General features: G+C 66.2%; 4 protein-coding genes. 2 read left to right on the top strand and 2 right to left on the bottom strand.

Annotation, left to right across the window (positions count from 1 at the left end):
* Window positions 1–482 precede the first annotated feature (482 nt).
* On the top strand, window positions 483–3,923 hold the full coding sequence (locus J2Z79_RS16905; RefSeq protein ID WP_209468083.1) for an S-layer homology domain-containing protein: 3,441 nt from the start codon (window positions 483–485) through the stop codon (window positions 3,921–3,923).
* A 239-nt stretch (window positions 3,924–4,162) separates the two neighbouring features.
* Window positions 4,163–7,543, top strand: a complete 3,381-nt coding sequence (locus tag J2Z79_RS16900) for an S-layer homology domain-containing protein (RefSeq protein ID WP_209468082.1) — start codon at window positions 4,163–4,165, stop codon at window positions 7,541–7,543.
* 213 nt (window positions 7,544–7,756) lie between these two features.
* Here J2Z79_RS16900 and J2Z79_RS16895 read toward each other — a convergent pair whose 3' ends face one another.
* Window positions 7,757–11,587 carry an S-layer homology domain-containing protein gene (locus J2Z79_RS16895; protein ID WP_209468081.1) on the bottom strand — a complete coding sequence of 1,277 codons (3,831 nt, stop codon included), beginning with the start codon at window positions 11,585–11,587 and terminating at the stop codon, window positions 7,757–7,759.
* 180 nt (window positions 11,588–11,767) lie between these two features.
* Window positions 11,768–15,667, bottom strand: coding sequence for an S-layer homology domain-containing protein (locus J2Z79_RS16890; RefSeq protein ID WP_209468080.1), 3,900 nt, complete (start codon window positions 15,665–15,667; stop codon window positions 11,768–11,770).
* Window positions 15,668–15,806 lie beyond the last annotated feature (139 nt).

Here is a 15,806-nt window from a genome sequence, read left to right as displayed (position 1 = left end):
TCGACTCGGAGTGCTTGACGAAACGCCGGATGCGTGACCCGCATGTCCGGTGTTGTGAGAGGCCGTAGGGCGACCCTACGGTCTACTCGATCGCCAGAGATTCTCAACGCGTTTTCGCGCGTTTTCTCGGAACAAAACGGCCCGTCCTGCGTCTATGTGTGTGCGACCGCGAACAGGGGCCCGAAATCGCGGCGGGAACGGGAACAAACCCTCCGCCGATGTCGTCTGTTAACCTGTGCGGGCGCAATGGTACCCGGCGCCCCAGCCTGTGGCAAGGGGACCAAAGACTCCTCCAGTGCGCGAGAGAAGGAATTGCGCCCTGAGGAACGAATCAAGTTCAGGCGACGGCGGACAGGTTCCGCCCGCCAGCCCCGAAATCGTGTAGGGGCGAACTATAACCACGTTTATAAAGCTTCCTCATGTTCACCGCTCGTGAGGAAGGTAGCTCTTTGATCCTACAGTAAGAAGGAGGCTACCAAAGAATGGGCTTGATGAAGAAGCTGACGTCCGCTGTCGTGGCGTCCAGCCTCGTTCTGGGCCTGTTTGGTACTGCCCTGGCCGCCCCGACGGCTGAGCAGGCCAACGCCGCCTACGAACGGCTGAACTACTACGGCATCGCGGAGGGCATCCTGCGCGAGGATGGCACCAAGGATCCCGCGCTGGATGAGAACCTGACTCGTGCCCAGATGGTAACCCTGCTGGTCAAGGCCTTCGGTCAGAAGGAGTACGCCGACATGCTCGCCGGCGCCCAGACCTTCTCCGACGTCTCGACCGACCACTGGGCCACCGGTTACATCGCCATCGCGATGAACCTGGCCGCCAAGCACGGCAACACCATCGGCTATCCCGACGGCACCTTCGGCCCTGAGAACAAGGTCACCGCGATCGAGGCCCTGGGCTTCGTCCTGAAGTTCCTCGGCGTTAAGGTCTCCGGTGGCGACAACTGGGTCGAGGCCATGATCGCCGCCGCCAAGGACGCTGGCGTGATCACCGACGCCGACGTCGAGCTCTACCTGTCCGAGCCCAACGAGCCTGCCACCCGTGGCCTGGCCTTCGCCCTGGCCGACGCGATCTTCTACAACTACAACGGTCTCGAGGGCGGCAAGTCCGTCTACACCAAGCTCGACACCGTTGCTCCGGTCGTGACGCTCGACTCGGTTGCCACCACCACCGAGAAGGCTTCGGTCACGATCTCCGGTACGGTCTCCGGCGACTACCGCGAGGTGTTCGTTGGCTCCGAGAAGGTCGCCGTCGCTGAGGATGGCTCCTTCTCCGCTCAGGTCTCCCTGAACGTCGGCGCCAACACCATCGTGGTCAGCGCCAAGGACTGGGCCGGCAACATCGGCACCGCCTCGGTTGACATCACCCGGAACCCGGGCGCCGCTGCCAAGATCCAGATCACCGCTCCTGAGGGCGGCGTGGTCGCCGGCTCCACCATCGACCTGCCGGTCGCCGTCGTTGACGCCGAGGGCGCTGACACTGGCGTGACCGACTTCAAGGTTGACGCTGGCGAGGCCGGCACCTGGGCCGACGGCAAGCTGACCGCCGGCACCAAGGCTGGCAAGTACACCATCACCGCTTCCTACGAGGGCCTCGAGCCTGCCTCGATCGAGATCGAGATCGTCGCTGGCCCGATCGCCAACGTGGTCGGCGAGACCAAGTCTGTCGCTCCTGGCACGGCCGTCAAGCTGATCGCCGTTGACCAGTACGGCAACCCGGTCGAGGGCGCCACCTTCGCTGAGGCCGAGGAGTACGCCAAGGCCTTCATCGAGGGCGACCAGTTCATCGCCACCGAGGCTGGCACCTACAAGATCGTCGCCACCAAGGGCGAGGAGACGGCCGAGGGCACTATCTCCGTCTTCGGTGAGCATGCCAGCTTCGACATCGTCATCGAGGACGAGCTGGTTGCCAACGGCGCCACCGAGTATGAGGTGAAGGTCGTCGCCGTCGATGAGGACGGCAACGCTGTCACCGACTTCGACGGCGAGGTCACTCTGGAGACCAACCTCGACCTCGTGAGCGATGCTAAGCTCAAGGCCAAGGACGGCGTGGCCACCTTCAAGGTGAAGGTCCCCGTCGGCATGGACGGCCTCGAGGCTGACTTCACCGCCACCTACACCAACGCCGACGAGGACATCGAGATCGAGGCCAGCGAGTCCTTCGAGATCAAGGCGCAGGTCGCGACCAAGATCGAGCTCAAGGCCGACAAGTACCTGGCGATCAACGATCCGGCCTTCAGCGGCTCCGTCCGGATCCTCGACCAGCTCGACAAGCCGATGGAGTCCGGCGAGACCTTCGACGTCACGCTGACCATCAGCGGCCCGGCCTACTTCGAGGACACCACCGACAAGGAGCTCGTGGTTGAGGCTTCCGGCGGCTCGCTGCCGTTCGCCATCGAGCCCGTTGACAAGTTCAGCGAGGGCACCATCACCATCACCGCCACCGCCGAGGGCCTGACCAGCGCGACGGCCGAGGTCACCGCTGCGTTCGCCATGGCGCCGAAGGCGCTGACCGTCAACAACGTCACCACCTCCGCCCGCAAGGCCGGTACGGACAACGCCCAGGAGTGGGAGTTCAAGGTCGGTCTGACCGACAAGAACGGCGTGCCCGTCCGCGCTGACGATGACTACGAGGTTACCCTGACCTTCGACCACGAGGACGCCGATGACGAGCTGACCGTCACCATCGACGGCACGCCGGCGACCCTCGAGGATGGCGAGGTCAAGGCCACCCTGGCCGGCCCGACCGATACGGAGCAGGGCGCCAAGGAGCTCGTCGTCAAGGTCAAGTCCAAGGGCATCGTGGGTGACGTCAAGGTCACCGCGGAGGCCGAGGATCTGACCAGCGCCTCGAACACCATCTCCTTCAAGGCCGGCGACCTGGCCCAGATCGCCTTCACCAAGTCGACGCTGAACGTCCTCAACGACACCGAGTACGAGCTCGTGGCGCAGCTGCAGGACGAGGCCGAGAACCCGGTCGCCAAGTCCGGCATCAAGGTCACCTTCTCGGCTGACCACGATGACTATGCGAACCTCGGCCGCGGCTTCGGCAAGACCTTCACCACCTACACCGACGCCGAGGGTAAGGCCACCGTCAAGGTCCGGGTCCTGGACTACGAGAATGACTTCGTCCTGACCGCTGAGGCCGAGGGCGATGACTTCACTGGGTCCGACACCATCACCCTGAACGTCGTCAAGTCCGTGGCCAAGAGCATCAGCGTCAGCACTTACGTGTACGACGACGCCAAGGGCTGGGTTGCCAAGTCCTCTGTCAACGCTGGTGACCAGGTCCAGGTCCGGGCCCAGGTTACCGATCAGCGTGGCATGAAGGTTGGCTCCGGCTACGAGGGCACGCTGAAGCTCGGCGGCATCAAGGCTGCTGAGATCAACGACGGCAACAAGGACGCCGACCTGCCCGAGTTCGAATGGGACGACGACTTCGGATGGTACACCACCTTCACGGCTCGCAAGGCCAAGACCTACTCCCTGACCGTCAGCGACAAGACCAGCGCCACCGAGGTCAAGGGCACCCGCGGCTTCACGGTGAACGCCGATACTCCGAGCGGCCTCGCCTATGACGGTGACAAGATCACCTACAAGAAGGGCAACGTCAAGGAGATCGTTCTGTACGTCGTTGACGATTACGACAACAAGGTCCCGGCCAGCAAGGTGAGCGGCGATATCGAGGGTGCCGAGTTCGACGTCAAGATCGACAAGGGCAACGGCACCTACGGCATCGTCAGCAAGTCTGCCAACGGCGGCGGCACCGATACGCTGACCGTCGCAGTCAAGAAGTACACCAACAGCTACAAGGTGTACATCGTGACCGACGCCACGGACAACGCCACGCTGGAAATCATTGGCGAGGATGAGAATGGCGATCCCGTGGTGCTGCAGACGATCACGCTCGAGCTGGACGACTAGTGCGTCTGGTCAGGGAAGAAGAGAGCGAAGCCTAGCGCTTCGCTCTCTTTCCTTTTGCCCCGTCATCCAGGAGGGCAGCGTTGCCCCTGGAGTGATAGATACAAGCAAGTGGAGCCCGGCGTCACATCCTTAGGAACCATTGCTGGAAATGAATCGTCTATTAAGAGATCGGGGGTTCGGGTTGTCTGCTGGTGTCCACGTGGGCCCCCAACTTCAACAGAGGAGGAGGCAACATCGGAATGGGCCTGATGAAGAAGCTGACGTCGGCCGTCGTGGCGTCCAGCCTGGTCCTCACGCTGGCTGTTCCAGCCCTGGCCGCGCCAAGTCCCGCCGTCACCAACGCAGCCTTCGAGAGACTCCACCACTACAGCATTGTGCAAGGGGTGGCGATGCCCGACGGGTCGATCAGCCCCGCGCTCGATATGACCCTGACCCGCGCGCAGCTCGTCACCATCGTGGTCCGTGCGTTCGGCGAGGAGCAGATGGCCGCCATCCTGCAGGGGGCGTCCACCTTCCCTGACGTGCCCGGCTCGCACTGGTCCTCGGGCTACGTGGCCGTCGCCAAGAACATCGCTGCCCAGAAGAACCTCGAGCTGGGTTATCCGGATGGAACCTTCCAGCCGGAGCGGACCGTGACCGCCATCGAGGCCCTGACCTTCGTCATGAAGTTCCTGGGTCTGCCCGTGGGAAGCGGGCCGGACTGGGATAAGCAGACGATCGCCTCGGCCGTGGCGGCGGGAGTGCTCTCGACCGAGGACGTCGCCACCTACCTCTCCGATGCCGGTGCGCCGGCCACCCGGGGCCTGGCCTTCGCCCTGCTCGACAACATCTTCTACAACTACCAGGGCCTGAACGGCAAGAATCTGTACGTGGCCTATCACGACAACGAGCCGCCCGTCGTAACGCTGAACGCGCTTCCGGGCAACACCAGTGAGCCCACCATCACGGTGTCGGGCACCGTGTCCGGCGACTTCGCCGAGGTCTACGTGGGCTCCGACCGGGTCACCGTCGCCGCCAATGGCAGCTTCTCGGCCCAGGTCGCCCTGCAGCCCGGCCAGAACACCATTACGGTGAGCGCCAAGGATCTCGCCGGCAACGTCGCTGAGAAGACCGTGACAGTCTCCAGGGGCTCCGGCGTTGCCTCCGCCATCGTGGCGAAGCTGGCCAGCAACACCATCAAGGCCGGGCAGACGGTCGACCTGGAGGTCAGCATCGTTGACGACGCCGGCATCGACACTGGCATCACCGACTACGAAGTGACCGTGGACGAGGAGTACGGCACCTACGCCGACGGCAAGTTCACGGCTGGCGGGAAGCTGGGCAGCGGCAGCCTGACGGTCTCCTACGGCGACCTGAAGCCCGTCAAGGTCAACTTCACCATCGTCGCCGGGGCGATCGCGACCGTTGAGGCGGAGACCGACTCCGTGGCCCCCGGCGAGCCCGTGAGGCTCATCGCCAGGGACGCCAGCGGCAACCGCGTGAGCGGCGTCACCTTCAGCGAGGATTACGCCGACGTGATCATCGACGGCGACCGGTTTATCGCCCTGAAGCCCGGCAAGTACACCGTGCGGGCAACCAAGGACGGCGAGACCGGGGTGGGCGTCATCTCGGTCTTCGGGAAGCACGAGAGCTTCGCCTTCGAGGTGCCCACGCTGGTCTCCAACGGCAGCACCGAGTACGAGATCAAGGTGATCGCCGTCGACGAGGACGGCAACAAGGTCACGACCTTCGAGGGCGACGTGAGCCTCGATACCAACCTGGAGCTGGTGGGCTCCGCGGTGGTCGAGGCGAAGAAGGGCGTGGCAACGTTCACGGTGCGCGTGCCCATAGGCATGGAGGGCCTTGACGCTGAGTTCATCGCCACCTACGAGGATGGTGACGAGGAGATCTCCGCCAGCGCCTCCTTCGAGGTGGTCGGCCAGGTCGCCGAGGCGCTGAACCTCGACGTGCCCAAGTACCTGGCCATCAACCAGCCCGCCTTCACCGGCTATATTGAGGTTGTGGACCAGTCGGGCAACCGGATCGAGTACGGTGACACCTACGAGGTCAAGCTGACCATCAGCGGTCCCGCCTACTTCGCTGGCACAGCCTCCAAGGAGCTGACCATCGACGTCTCCGGCGGTTCCATCCCGTTTGAGCTGGAGCCTGTCGACCGGTACACCGAGGGGACGATCACCCTGCGGGCGACCGCACCCGGCCTCAAGAGCGTGACCAAGACCGTTGAGGCCGTCTACGCCCGGGCCCCGCGCAACCTGGTCTTCACCCCCGTCAGCAAGGAGCCGGCCACGGCAGCCGAGGGCGAGTACTACGAGTTCAAGCTGAGCCTGACCGACCCGCAGGGTGTGCCGGTCCTGGCCGACGAGGACACGACCGTCACGCTGACCTTCTCGCACAACGACGCCGACAAGGAGCTGTACGTCGAGTACCAGGACGAGGACGGCTACTGGGAGGAAGTCGACCTGAACAAGGGCAAGGGCGAGGTCTTCTTCGCCAGGGGCGAGAAGGAAGTCCCGGTGCGGGTTCAGTCCCGCGGGATCACCGGCAGCATCAAGGTCACGGCCAGCGCAAGCGGTCTGACCAGCGCCTCCGGCACGGTGGCCTTTGCAGCAGGGGAAGCCACTCGCCTGGCGTTCGAGCGGGAAGTTCTCAACGTGCTGCCGGACACCGATTACACGCTGACCGTGCGGCTTCAGGATGACTACGGTAACAACGTGGCGAAGTCCGGCATCCGCGTCGAGTTCAGCGCCGACCCGCAGGAGTACGCCCGCCTGGGCAGCGCCTACAAGAGCTATCGCACCACCACCGACTCCGAGGGCAAGGCGAGCGTCCGGATCCGCCTCGTGGACTACGTGCCTGACTTTACGATCTACGCCAAGGCCACCCTGCCGAACGGCGACACCGTTGAGGCCGAGGCGGACCTCCACATCGTGACCTCCGTGGCCAAGACCATTTCCGTGTCCACGTATGTGAACGGGTCTCAGCGGACCCAGGCCACGGCCGGCGATGAGGTGCAGGTGCGCGTCACCGTTACCGATGCCCGCGGCTTCAAGTGGAGCGGCGACGAGTTCGAGGGCCGCCTGGCCCTGGGCGGCATCGATCCCGAGGCCATCAACGACGGCGATGAGGATGCCGACCTGCCGGGCTTCACGTGGAACGCGGACGGCCGCTACTACGAGGCCACGTTCATCGCCCGCAAGGAGGGCACCTACCGCCTGAAGGTGTCTGACGACACGAGCCTTAACTCGGTCTCCGGGCAGGCGACCCTGCGCATTCTGGGCGGTACGCCCGATCATGTCGAACTGCTCGATGCCACGCCCATCACCTACAAGAAGGGCGAGGCGGTGCAGATTACCGTCTACGCGGTGGATGAGTTCGGCAACAAGGCGCAGGCCAACCAGGTGAAGGACCCCATCGAGTTCACCGTCATCATGGATCGCACCGGTGGCTCGTATGCCCTGGTGCGGGATACCGCCTCGGGCGGTGGCACGCCGACTGCGACCTACACCATCCGGGCTTATACCAACTCCCTCCGGCTGTGGGTCATCACGGATGCCGACAGCGCCACCATCACGATCGATGGGCCAGACGGGGCGAGGACCTACGAGATGGAGCGCAAGTAGCGGGACAGCCCTACGCGAAGCAGGGGCGGGGCCATCAGGCCCCGCCCTGCTTGTTGGCTGCGCTCCCTGTCTGCGTTGGCGCTGACGCCAGGTTGTACCGGGCGGGCCTGCCTGGCCGCCTCGTGTGTGTGCAGCCAGACGAGTCTCTTGTCCGGATAAGAAAACAACCCTGGCGGGATTACCCGCCAGGGTTGTTCCAGTTCGCCAGCTGGCTTACCAGGCCAGCAGCAGTCCGCTCTGCAGCGCAGGAGCGGGACGGCCGTCGACGGTGAGCCACGTGCCTTCGGACCGCAGGTAGACCTTGCGGGAGTGGACCCACTGTCCCTTGTCGTTCTGCTCCTCCAGCACGTCGGCCTGCGCAGCAGTCAGCGTGAGCTGAATGGCGCTGGAAGACTGGCTGGTGATCTCGGCGCCGCCGAGGTCGAGCACCTCGGTGCCCGCCTGGTCCTTCAAGACCAGGACGCCGGAAGCGAGCGTATCAGGGCCGCTGGTGGCGAGGTCGCCGTTCAGGCCGGAGCCGTGCAGGGTGAGCACGTTGGTCCCCGGGTTGTACGAGACGGCCTTGACCTCAACCCGGGCCCGGATGGGGACTCCGTAGACCGGCAGGCTGCCGCTGCCGGAGTTGACCAGCCAGCCGCCCGTACCGTCGAGGCTGCTGGCACCGGCGATCGCCTGCATGATCTCCTCCGAGACGGTGAAGCTGACAACGGAGTTGCTGGTCGGCTTGGCGGTGGCCGACGACGTGCCCAGCGCCGTGCCGCCGATGCTCAGGCGGCCGGGGTAGATCGTGCTGCCGCTGAAGCCGGAGCCGTGCAGGTACACCTTGCCGCCCTTGTCGGCCTTCTCCACGGAGACGTACTCGAGCTGCGGCGTCGGCGTCACGTAGTTGTCGGACAGGGTCTCCTCCGCGTCGGCCACCTGCCCGGCAGCGTCACGCCGGTACCAGCCGACCTCGGTTCCCAGGAGCACCTTGCCGTAGAAGTCGTTGGCCGTGAACCCGAAGTGGGAGAGGTCGCAGGTGAAGGAACCGGTGGAAAGCGTGCAATCCGCGCCACCCAGGTAGCGCCGCATGCGGGTGGTCTGGTTCTCCAGGTAGATGAGGGTCGGATCCAGCTCGCCGCCCTTCTGGACGCCGGAGGCCGTGACCGTCAGGGTGAGCTTGTCGTCGCCGGAGGCGTTCCAGCGGACCTTGGAGATGTTGACCTTCAGCGGAGTCTCGACGACGACCCGCCCGTCGGGATCGGCGGGGTACAGGTCAGACTTGGCGCTGTCCCCGTAGCCGTTGTTGACGACCACGGCGTAGCGGTCGGACTCCCGCAATGCGCTCCGGGGGACGTAAACCAGCCCGCCCGTGCGGATGGCGCCGGTGTAGATGGGGCTGGAGCTGCCGCTGCGGTAGACCTTGGCATAGCCCGCCACCGGCGCGTTGCCCAGTTCGATCACCATGTAGTCGTCAGAGGGCTGAATCCGGTTGCTCTCGTGGCTCTTGTCACCGTAGATGTCGTCGATTACCGGCTGATCAGGCTTGCTGTCGACTGCATGGATGGTGATGGTGGCGGTGTAGGTGCCGTAGGTGGCGGTCCAGGTATCGCTTCCCGCCTTGCCGTTGCCGTAGATGGTGAACTCGGCAACACCTTCGCGGACCCGCTCAGAAGCGCTCTTGTTGTTGCCGCCGATCACGCGGGTGACCGCAGTCGCATCGTCGCCGTCGCGGGTGATGGTGATGTACCCGCCGTCAACCGGCAGGTGCCCGCCCCACTGGTCGCGCACGACTGCCCTGATCCGCACGCTGGAGGAGGCGGATGCCCGGAGCACGCCGGCGTCCATATCCGTGACCCCGGCAGACGGGACCGCGGCCGTCAGCTCGATGCCGCCGACCTGGCCCGCGTACGTGGCCACCGTCTCGCCGGTCAGACCCACGCCGGAGGAGGCGGAGCCCACCTCGCCGTTGTCGGCGATGGCCTCGCTGGTTCCACGGACGCCGATCACCTTCACCGTCACCGTGCCGCTCTTGTTGTACTGCAGCGTCAGCGTGGCGGTGCCGTTGCGGGTACGGGCAACCACACCGTCGGCCGCGTCAGCCACCGGGACGAAGCCCGTGTCGCCGATCGTGATCAGGACGCCCTCGGGAACACCGTCGACCTTCGGATCGTTGTTGGAGGTGGTGACCTCAACCTGGAAGGCGAAGTTGCCCTCGACCCGGTTGCCCTGGTCGTCAACCGCGGTCACCCGGAGCTCGATCGGGGTGCCGGGATAACGGGTAGCGGCGGCCCCGCCCACCTCAAACTTCGCGGCCCGGCCGACCTGGATCTCCTGGAACCGCAGCGAGACCGGGATGACGCTGTACGGCTGCCCGCTGGTCACGATGCCCCGCACGGTCACCGTCTTGCTGTCGACGCCCGGGATCACCGTGGCCTCAGCCGAGCGGCCGCCGTCAGCGATGCTCACCCGGTTGGTTACGTCGACGTCATCGGCGTTCACGTCCAGCTCGACCACGATGGCCTCGCCGGTGGTGTTGGTCACCGGGTTGCCGGCCTCGTTCTGCAGCTCGACCTTCAGCCGCACGGGCGTCGTGCCGTCGGCCTTGTACGGGCCCTCGGTGGTCGGGACCAGCACGATGCGGGTGCTGCTGGCGAAGTTGATCTCCGTGGAGTCGCTGTTCAGCCCGATGGCGGTGGCGGTCACCAGGTAGGTGCCGACCTCGCTGGCGGTCACGGTGAAGGTGGCCACGCCGCCGACGGTCTGTGCGACGGAGTTGGTCACGGTGAGGCCGGAGTCACGGCTGGAGAGGATCACGTTCCGGCCGCCGTCGTGGGCGACGAGCCTGCCCTCGGGGTCGACGACCTCAACCTCGATCTTGCCGCTCTTGCCGGCCGTGAAGGCGCCCGCCGACACGGGCCGGATACGCAGGCCCACGGCCTCCGCCGCCTGGCCCAGCACGGCCACCTGGTAGGTCTCGCTCACGCCGTTGGCGGAGAGGGTGATCGTCGCGACGCCTGCCTTGCTGCCGGCGGTGAACTTGCCCGTGTTGACGTCGAAGGTGCCGAGCCCGCCGCTCACCGAGGCGGTCAGCAGGCTGTTGGGCATCGTGCGGCCCTGGGCGTCCTTGGCCACGACGGTCAGCGTGACCGACTCGCCCGCGTTGACCTGCGTCGGGCCGCTGATGGCGATGGAGGCGACCTCCCCGCCCTGGGTCACGGTAATCGTCTTGGAGGCCTCGTTGCCGGCCAGGTCATAGGCCACCACGGTGATGGCGTTGGGACCCGGCTGCAGCGGCACCACGGCGCTGAACTGCCCGTTCTGGAAGACCGCCTGGACGCCGTTCACCATCACCTTGTGGGCGCCGGTCGCCGTGCCCGAGATGGTCACGGACTCCGCCACGGTCGCCTCGGGGATGGAGCCGGAGAGCGTCAGAACGGGCGGCTCGCTGTCGAAGTACTTCTGGGCGAGGGTCTTGCCGTCGGCCAGCGGCAGCGTGGTCATCGCCCGGGCCAGCGACTCGAAGATGACCCCGCGCACCGCCGGGAGGCCGGCCAGCGCCTCGGCGCCCACGGCAGGGGCGAGGCCCAGCTGGGCAGCGGTCTGCATGATGGTCTCCGGATTCCACACGCCCACGGGTTCACGGCCCACCATCCGGAGGAGGATGGTGTAGACCTCCGCGTAGGTGATGTTCGCATCCGGGTCAAAGGTCTGCTCGTCCCGGCCCTTCAGAAGGCCCATCCGGGCGCCCAGCTCGATGTAGCCGGCGCCCCAGTGGCCCTGCGCGTCCGCAAAGCGCACAGCGCTCGCCAGGATCGGCGCCAGGTCGCCCTGGCCGTTGGCGGCGACGGCGATCTTGGCCAACTCGGCCCGGGTGATGTTGGCGGTGGGGTTGATGTTGCCGAACTGGTCACCCTGAACAATCTTCAGCTCCTTCAGGAACTCGATCGCCTCGTCCTGTGACGAGGGGCCCACCGGAGCGGCGAGCGCCGGAACCACGGTCGAGATCAGGAAGGCCAAGCACACCAGCGTGGCCAGCCAAGATCTCTTGAGGACTCTTGACATCGTCTGCGATTCCTCCTTGGGCAGTAGTGAGGGCCGAAAGGGAGCCTAAACGGAAGCCCAGACCCCGACGGGTGGAGCAGCTAACCAGTGCGCCACGAAAGAGATTCCACGGCCACCGTGAAAACCCTGTAATGCCCGGCGCAGGAACCGCTCCACCCGATCCGGGGAATGTTGGAAGCCCTACTTCGCGGGCACCGTGAACTGCACCGAGTAGTCGGGCAGCCGCAGCACCCGTCGCCCGGAAGCGTCCGTCAGCCAGCCCTCGGCCGTGTTCATGTAGACCACACGGCCGCCGAACTCAGCTACGAACTTCGCTGCATCGTCCGCTGAGAACTGGATCTCGATCACATCGTTATCGGGGTGGCCCACCGCAGCGGGCGTCGCCGACGACGGCCTCCAGCCGGCGTCCTTGGTGTTCCGGCGGAACTCCAGCTTCGTCGGGTCGAGCACGGCGCCGGCGAGGTTGGTACCCGTCAGCCGCAGCGTTCCCGTCGCCCGGTCGTACTCGGCCCGGGTCACCGTGGCCCGGCTGTAGACCGGATGGCCCGTGCCCTCGATGGCACCGACCCGGGCGGCGTTGGAGCCCGAGCCGCTGTAGACCCAGCCCGCGTCAGCCACGATGTAGAGCTGCGACCCGGTCAGTGCCTTCAGCGCCGCCACCGTCTCGTTGGAGAGGTTCACGACGATCTGGCCGTCGGTGGGCGTCGCCGCCGTCTTGTCCTTGCTGGTGAGCTTCACCGGCTCGCCGCCGTCGGTGATGCCGATCGCCGTGAGGTTGAGCGACCCCTGGCGGAAGCCCTCGCCGTAGACGTAGAGCCGCTTGCCGCCGAGATCCAGCGCAGCCTCGGTGATCGTGGCCATCGGCTTCACGGGCACCTTGGTGGCCGGCTCGGCGAACTGGGTGCCCTCCTTGTTCACGAACCAGCCGGCGTCGGCCTCCACGTACACGTCTGGGCCGTGGAACCGGTCGGGCGTCAGCTCGGCCGCCTGGCCGTGCAGCAGGATCACGACGGAGGAGGAGGAGATGGAGGTGACCTCGACCACATCGGGGTCAAGCCGCAGCACCTCCGGACCGTCCACGATGCGGATCTTGCCGGCGTCCACCTTGCCGTTCGAGGTCAGCCTGCTGCCCGAGAGCGTCAGTCGGCCGGTGACCGCGTCGTAGGTGGCGCTGCTCAGCTTGTAGGTCCCGCTGTAGTCCACCACCGTGGCCATGGTGTAGTCATCCAGGGCCAGGGAGCGCGGGCTGTCGGCGTAGCCGTTGTTCACCACGACCTCGTAGTAGTAGGTGCCGAGCTTCAGCGCGCTGCGCGGGATGCGGATGGTCGGCACGCCGTTGGCCAGGTCGATGGCCTCGCTGGTGTAGAAGGGCTTGGACTCGCCCTTCCGGTATACCTTGGCGACGACGAAGTTCGTCGGCTGGTCGAGGTTGAGCGAATCCTGGTTAGCCAGCGTGATCTCCATGTAGTCCGCGTCCGGTCCCACGTAGCCGCCCACCGGCGAGAGGCCGCCGCTCTTCACGCCGTGGATGGCGATGACCTCAGGCGTCAGCGGCGCACGCCGGTTCACGGCGATGGTGAGCGGTGCGCTGGTCAGGCTGCCCACCCGCACCTGGTACTGGTCCCAGCCCTCCTCCGCGCTGGCGTAAACCGTGAACTCGGCCACGCCGTCGCTGGTGAGGCGCCGGTTCGCACCGGTGATGCGGGTGACGCCGTCGCCATTGGCCAGCCGCTCCAGGGTGGCGTACTCCCGGTAACCGGGGATCGGGTTGTTGTAGGCGTCAACCACCTTGGCCCGCACCGTCAGCTGCTTGGCAGAGCTCACCGCTCCGCCGGCCTGGTCCTTGCCCAGGTCGGAGTCGACCGTGAGGATCACCTTGCTGGCGGTGCCGGCGAACGAGATCTCCTTCGCCGGGGCGTAGAAACCAATGGACGAGGCCGCCCCGCCGAACTCCGTGCCGTTGTAGGCCTCGTAGGTTGCGCCCACCGGCACCGGCGTGATCGTCACCGTGCCGCTGCGCCCGTAGGTGAGCGTAAGTTCTGCCACGCCCTTGGTGGTGCGGCCCACCACGCTCATCGGGTCGTTGTCGGGGCTGGAGGCCGGCCGGCCGTCATCCACCGGGTAGTACCCGGAGCCCGGGAACGTGAGGGTGACGCCCTCGGGAATGCCGTTGATCAGCCGGTCGTTGTTGCTGGTGCTCAGCTTCAGCTGGAAGGCGTAGGAGCCCGTGGTCACCAGCTTGTTCGAGCCGTCCAGCACCCGCACGGTCACCTTCACCGGGTCGCCGGGCTTCGGCGACGAGGGGCTGAAGGTGATGTCGAACCGGGAGCCGGTCATGCCCTGGTCGACCGGCAGGGAAAGGTTCTGTACCGAATACTTGTGGTTGCTGATGATTTCGCCGCGGATCGTTGCGGTGCCGGGCAGTTCGCCGGCCACGAAGGACGCGTCACCGCCGCTGGAGCTCGACTTGCCGCGGGGGATGATGATCAGCTCGTTTTCGAAGTAGCCGTCCGTGCCCGTGGCGGTGAGGGCCACCAGGATGTCCCGGTCGGAGTTGTTGGTGATCGACTTGCCGTTCTCGTCAACCAGTGAGGCCTTGATGGTGGCCTTGCTGGAGCCGTCGGGCTTCAGCGTCTTGGGGGACGCGGTGAGCACGATGCGGGGGGATTCGAGGAACTGCACCTCCCGCTCCACGCTCGGCAGCCCCGGAGACGAGAACGTGAGCGTGGCCGTGCCCTCGCGCGACGCCTTGAGGGTAAAGGTCGCAACACCCTTCTCGGTCTGCGCGGTGCTGTTGGAGAGGGTGAGTCCGCTCATCCCGGACGTCCGGAGCGTGATCGTGCGGAAGTAGTCGTCGGAGAGCACCTTGCCGCTCTGGTCCAGCACCCGCACGGTCACCGTCGTCTCCTTGCCGACGGCGGGGGCGTGGCCCTTGTTGATCTCGAGCACCTCGAGGGAGGCGGCCTTCTCCGAGGGGCCGTAGACCTGGAAGGTGTACGAGCCGCGTGCGCTGCCCGCCTGCAGCGTCAGCGTGCCGCGCCCCGTCTTGTCGGTGGTCGTGAGGGTCATGGTGCGGGTGTCGAAGGTGGCCAGTCCCTGGGTGACCGTCGCTTCCACGTCCTCCAGCGGCACGGGGTTGCCGCGGTTATCGGTGGCGGTCACCTCCAGCCGCTGGCTGCTGTTGGCCGGCACGATGCTGGGCCCCGTGATCGTGATGCGGCTGGCGACGCCCTTGCGCTCGACCGACAGCGTCTTGACGGCCTTGTTGCCGGCCCGGTCCACCGCCTCCACCGTCACCTTGTTCGTCCCCAGGTCCAGCGAGATGGAGTGGGAGAAGGCGCCGGTGCGGCGGTCCAGGGTCGCCGGGCTCCCGCCGACCGTCACCTTGTGCGCCCCGATGGCCCTGCCGGTGATCTCGAGGCGCGCCTCCGTGGTGGTTGCCACCACCGGGTCGACCTGCAGGTCAGGCGGTGTCTGGTCAATGTACTTGCGCAGCAGGTTCGGCGCGTCGCGCAGGGGCACGTTCACCAGGGTGGAAGCCAGCGCCCAGAAGACCCGGCCCCGCACCCCGTTCTCGCCGGCGCTCACGCCCGGGGGCGTGATGCCCAGGGCCCGGCCCTTGCTCAGGATCCCCTCGGGGTCCCAGGGGCCGGTGGGCTCCTGCTCCACCATGCGGAGGAGCACCGTGAGGATCTCAGCATAGGTAATGCGGTCCTCCGGGCGGAACATGCCGGAGGGGTCGCCCCTCATCAGCCCGAGCTTGTAAGCCATGGCGATGTCGCCCGAGCTCCAGCGGCCCTGGGCGTCGGGGAAGGGCACCGCATCCGCCATCATCTGCGCCAGGTCAGACATGCCGTAAGCCCGCACGAAGATGGCAGCGGCCTGCTCGCGCGTGAGCGTGTCGTTCAGGCGCAGGCTGCCGTCCGGATCGCCGAGTACGATGCCGTACTCCCGGAGCAGTTCAACCGCCTCGGTTTCGGACAACTCCTCGGCTGCCACCGCCGGCCGCACAGGCCCCAGGGCGAGCAGCATGGCCAGCGTGAGGAGCAGTGCGACAGACGAGCGGAGTCGTCGCAACATGTACGTCTTCTACCTCCTTTCGGCTCGCCCGATACGAGCCACCTTGATACGAGCCACCTTATTAGACGCCTCGGAAGCGGCAGGTGGTTGCATCAGGAAGCGCTGAATCACTGCATTTTCCGCCGGATCCCTACATCCT

It is taken from the genome of Symbiobacterium terraclitae, from assembly GCF_017874315.1.
Lineage (GTDB): Bacteria > Bacillota > Sulfobacillia > Symbiobacteriales > Symbiobacteriaceae > Symbiobacterium > Symbiobacterium terraclitae.
Note: the sequence above shows the minus strand (reverse complement) of the source record. Positions and strands in the feature narration are given on the sequence as shown.

What these genes read in the sequence shown, in the direction of transcription:
- J2Z79_RS16905 (WP_209468083.1), top strand. Translation starts at nt 483, where the DNA reads ATGGGCTTGATGAAGAAGCTGACGTCCGCTGTCGTGGCGTCCAGCCTC.
- J2Z79_RS16900 (WP_209468082.1), top strand. Translation starts at nt 4,163, where the DNA reads ATGGGCCTGATGAAGAAGCTGACGTCGGCCGTCGTGGCGTCCAGCCTG.
- J2Z79_RS16895 (WP_209468081.1), bottom strand. Translation starts at nt 11,587, where the DNA reads ATGTCAAGAGTCCTCAAGAGATCTTGGCTGGCCACGCTGGTGTGCTTG.
- J2Z79_RS16890 (WP_209468080.1), bottom strand. Translation starts at nt 15,667, where the DNA reads ATGTTGCGACGACTCCGCTCGTCTGTCGCACTGCTCCTCACGCTGGCC.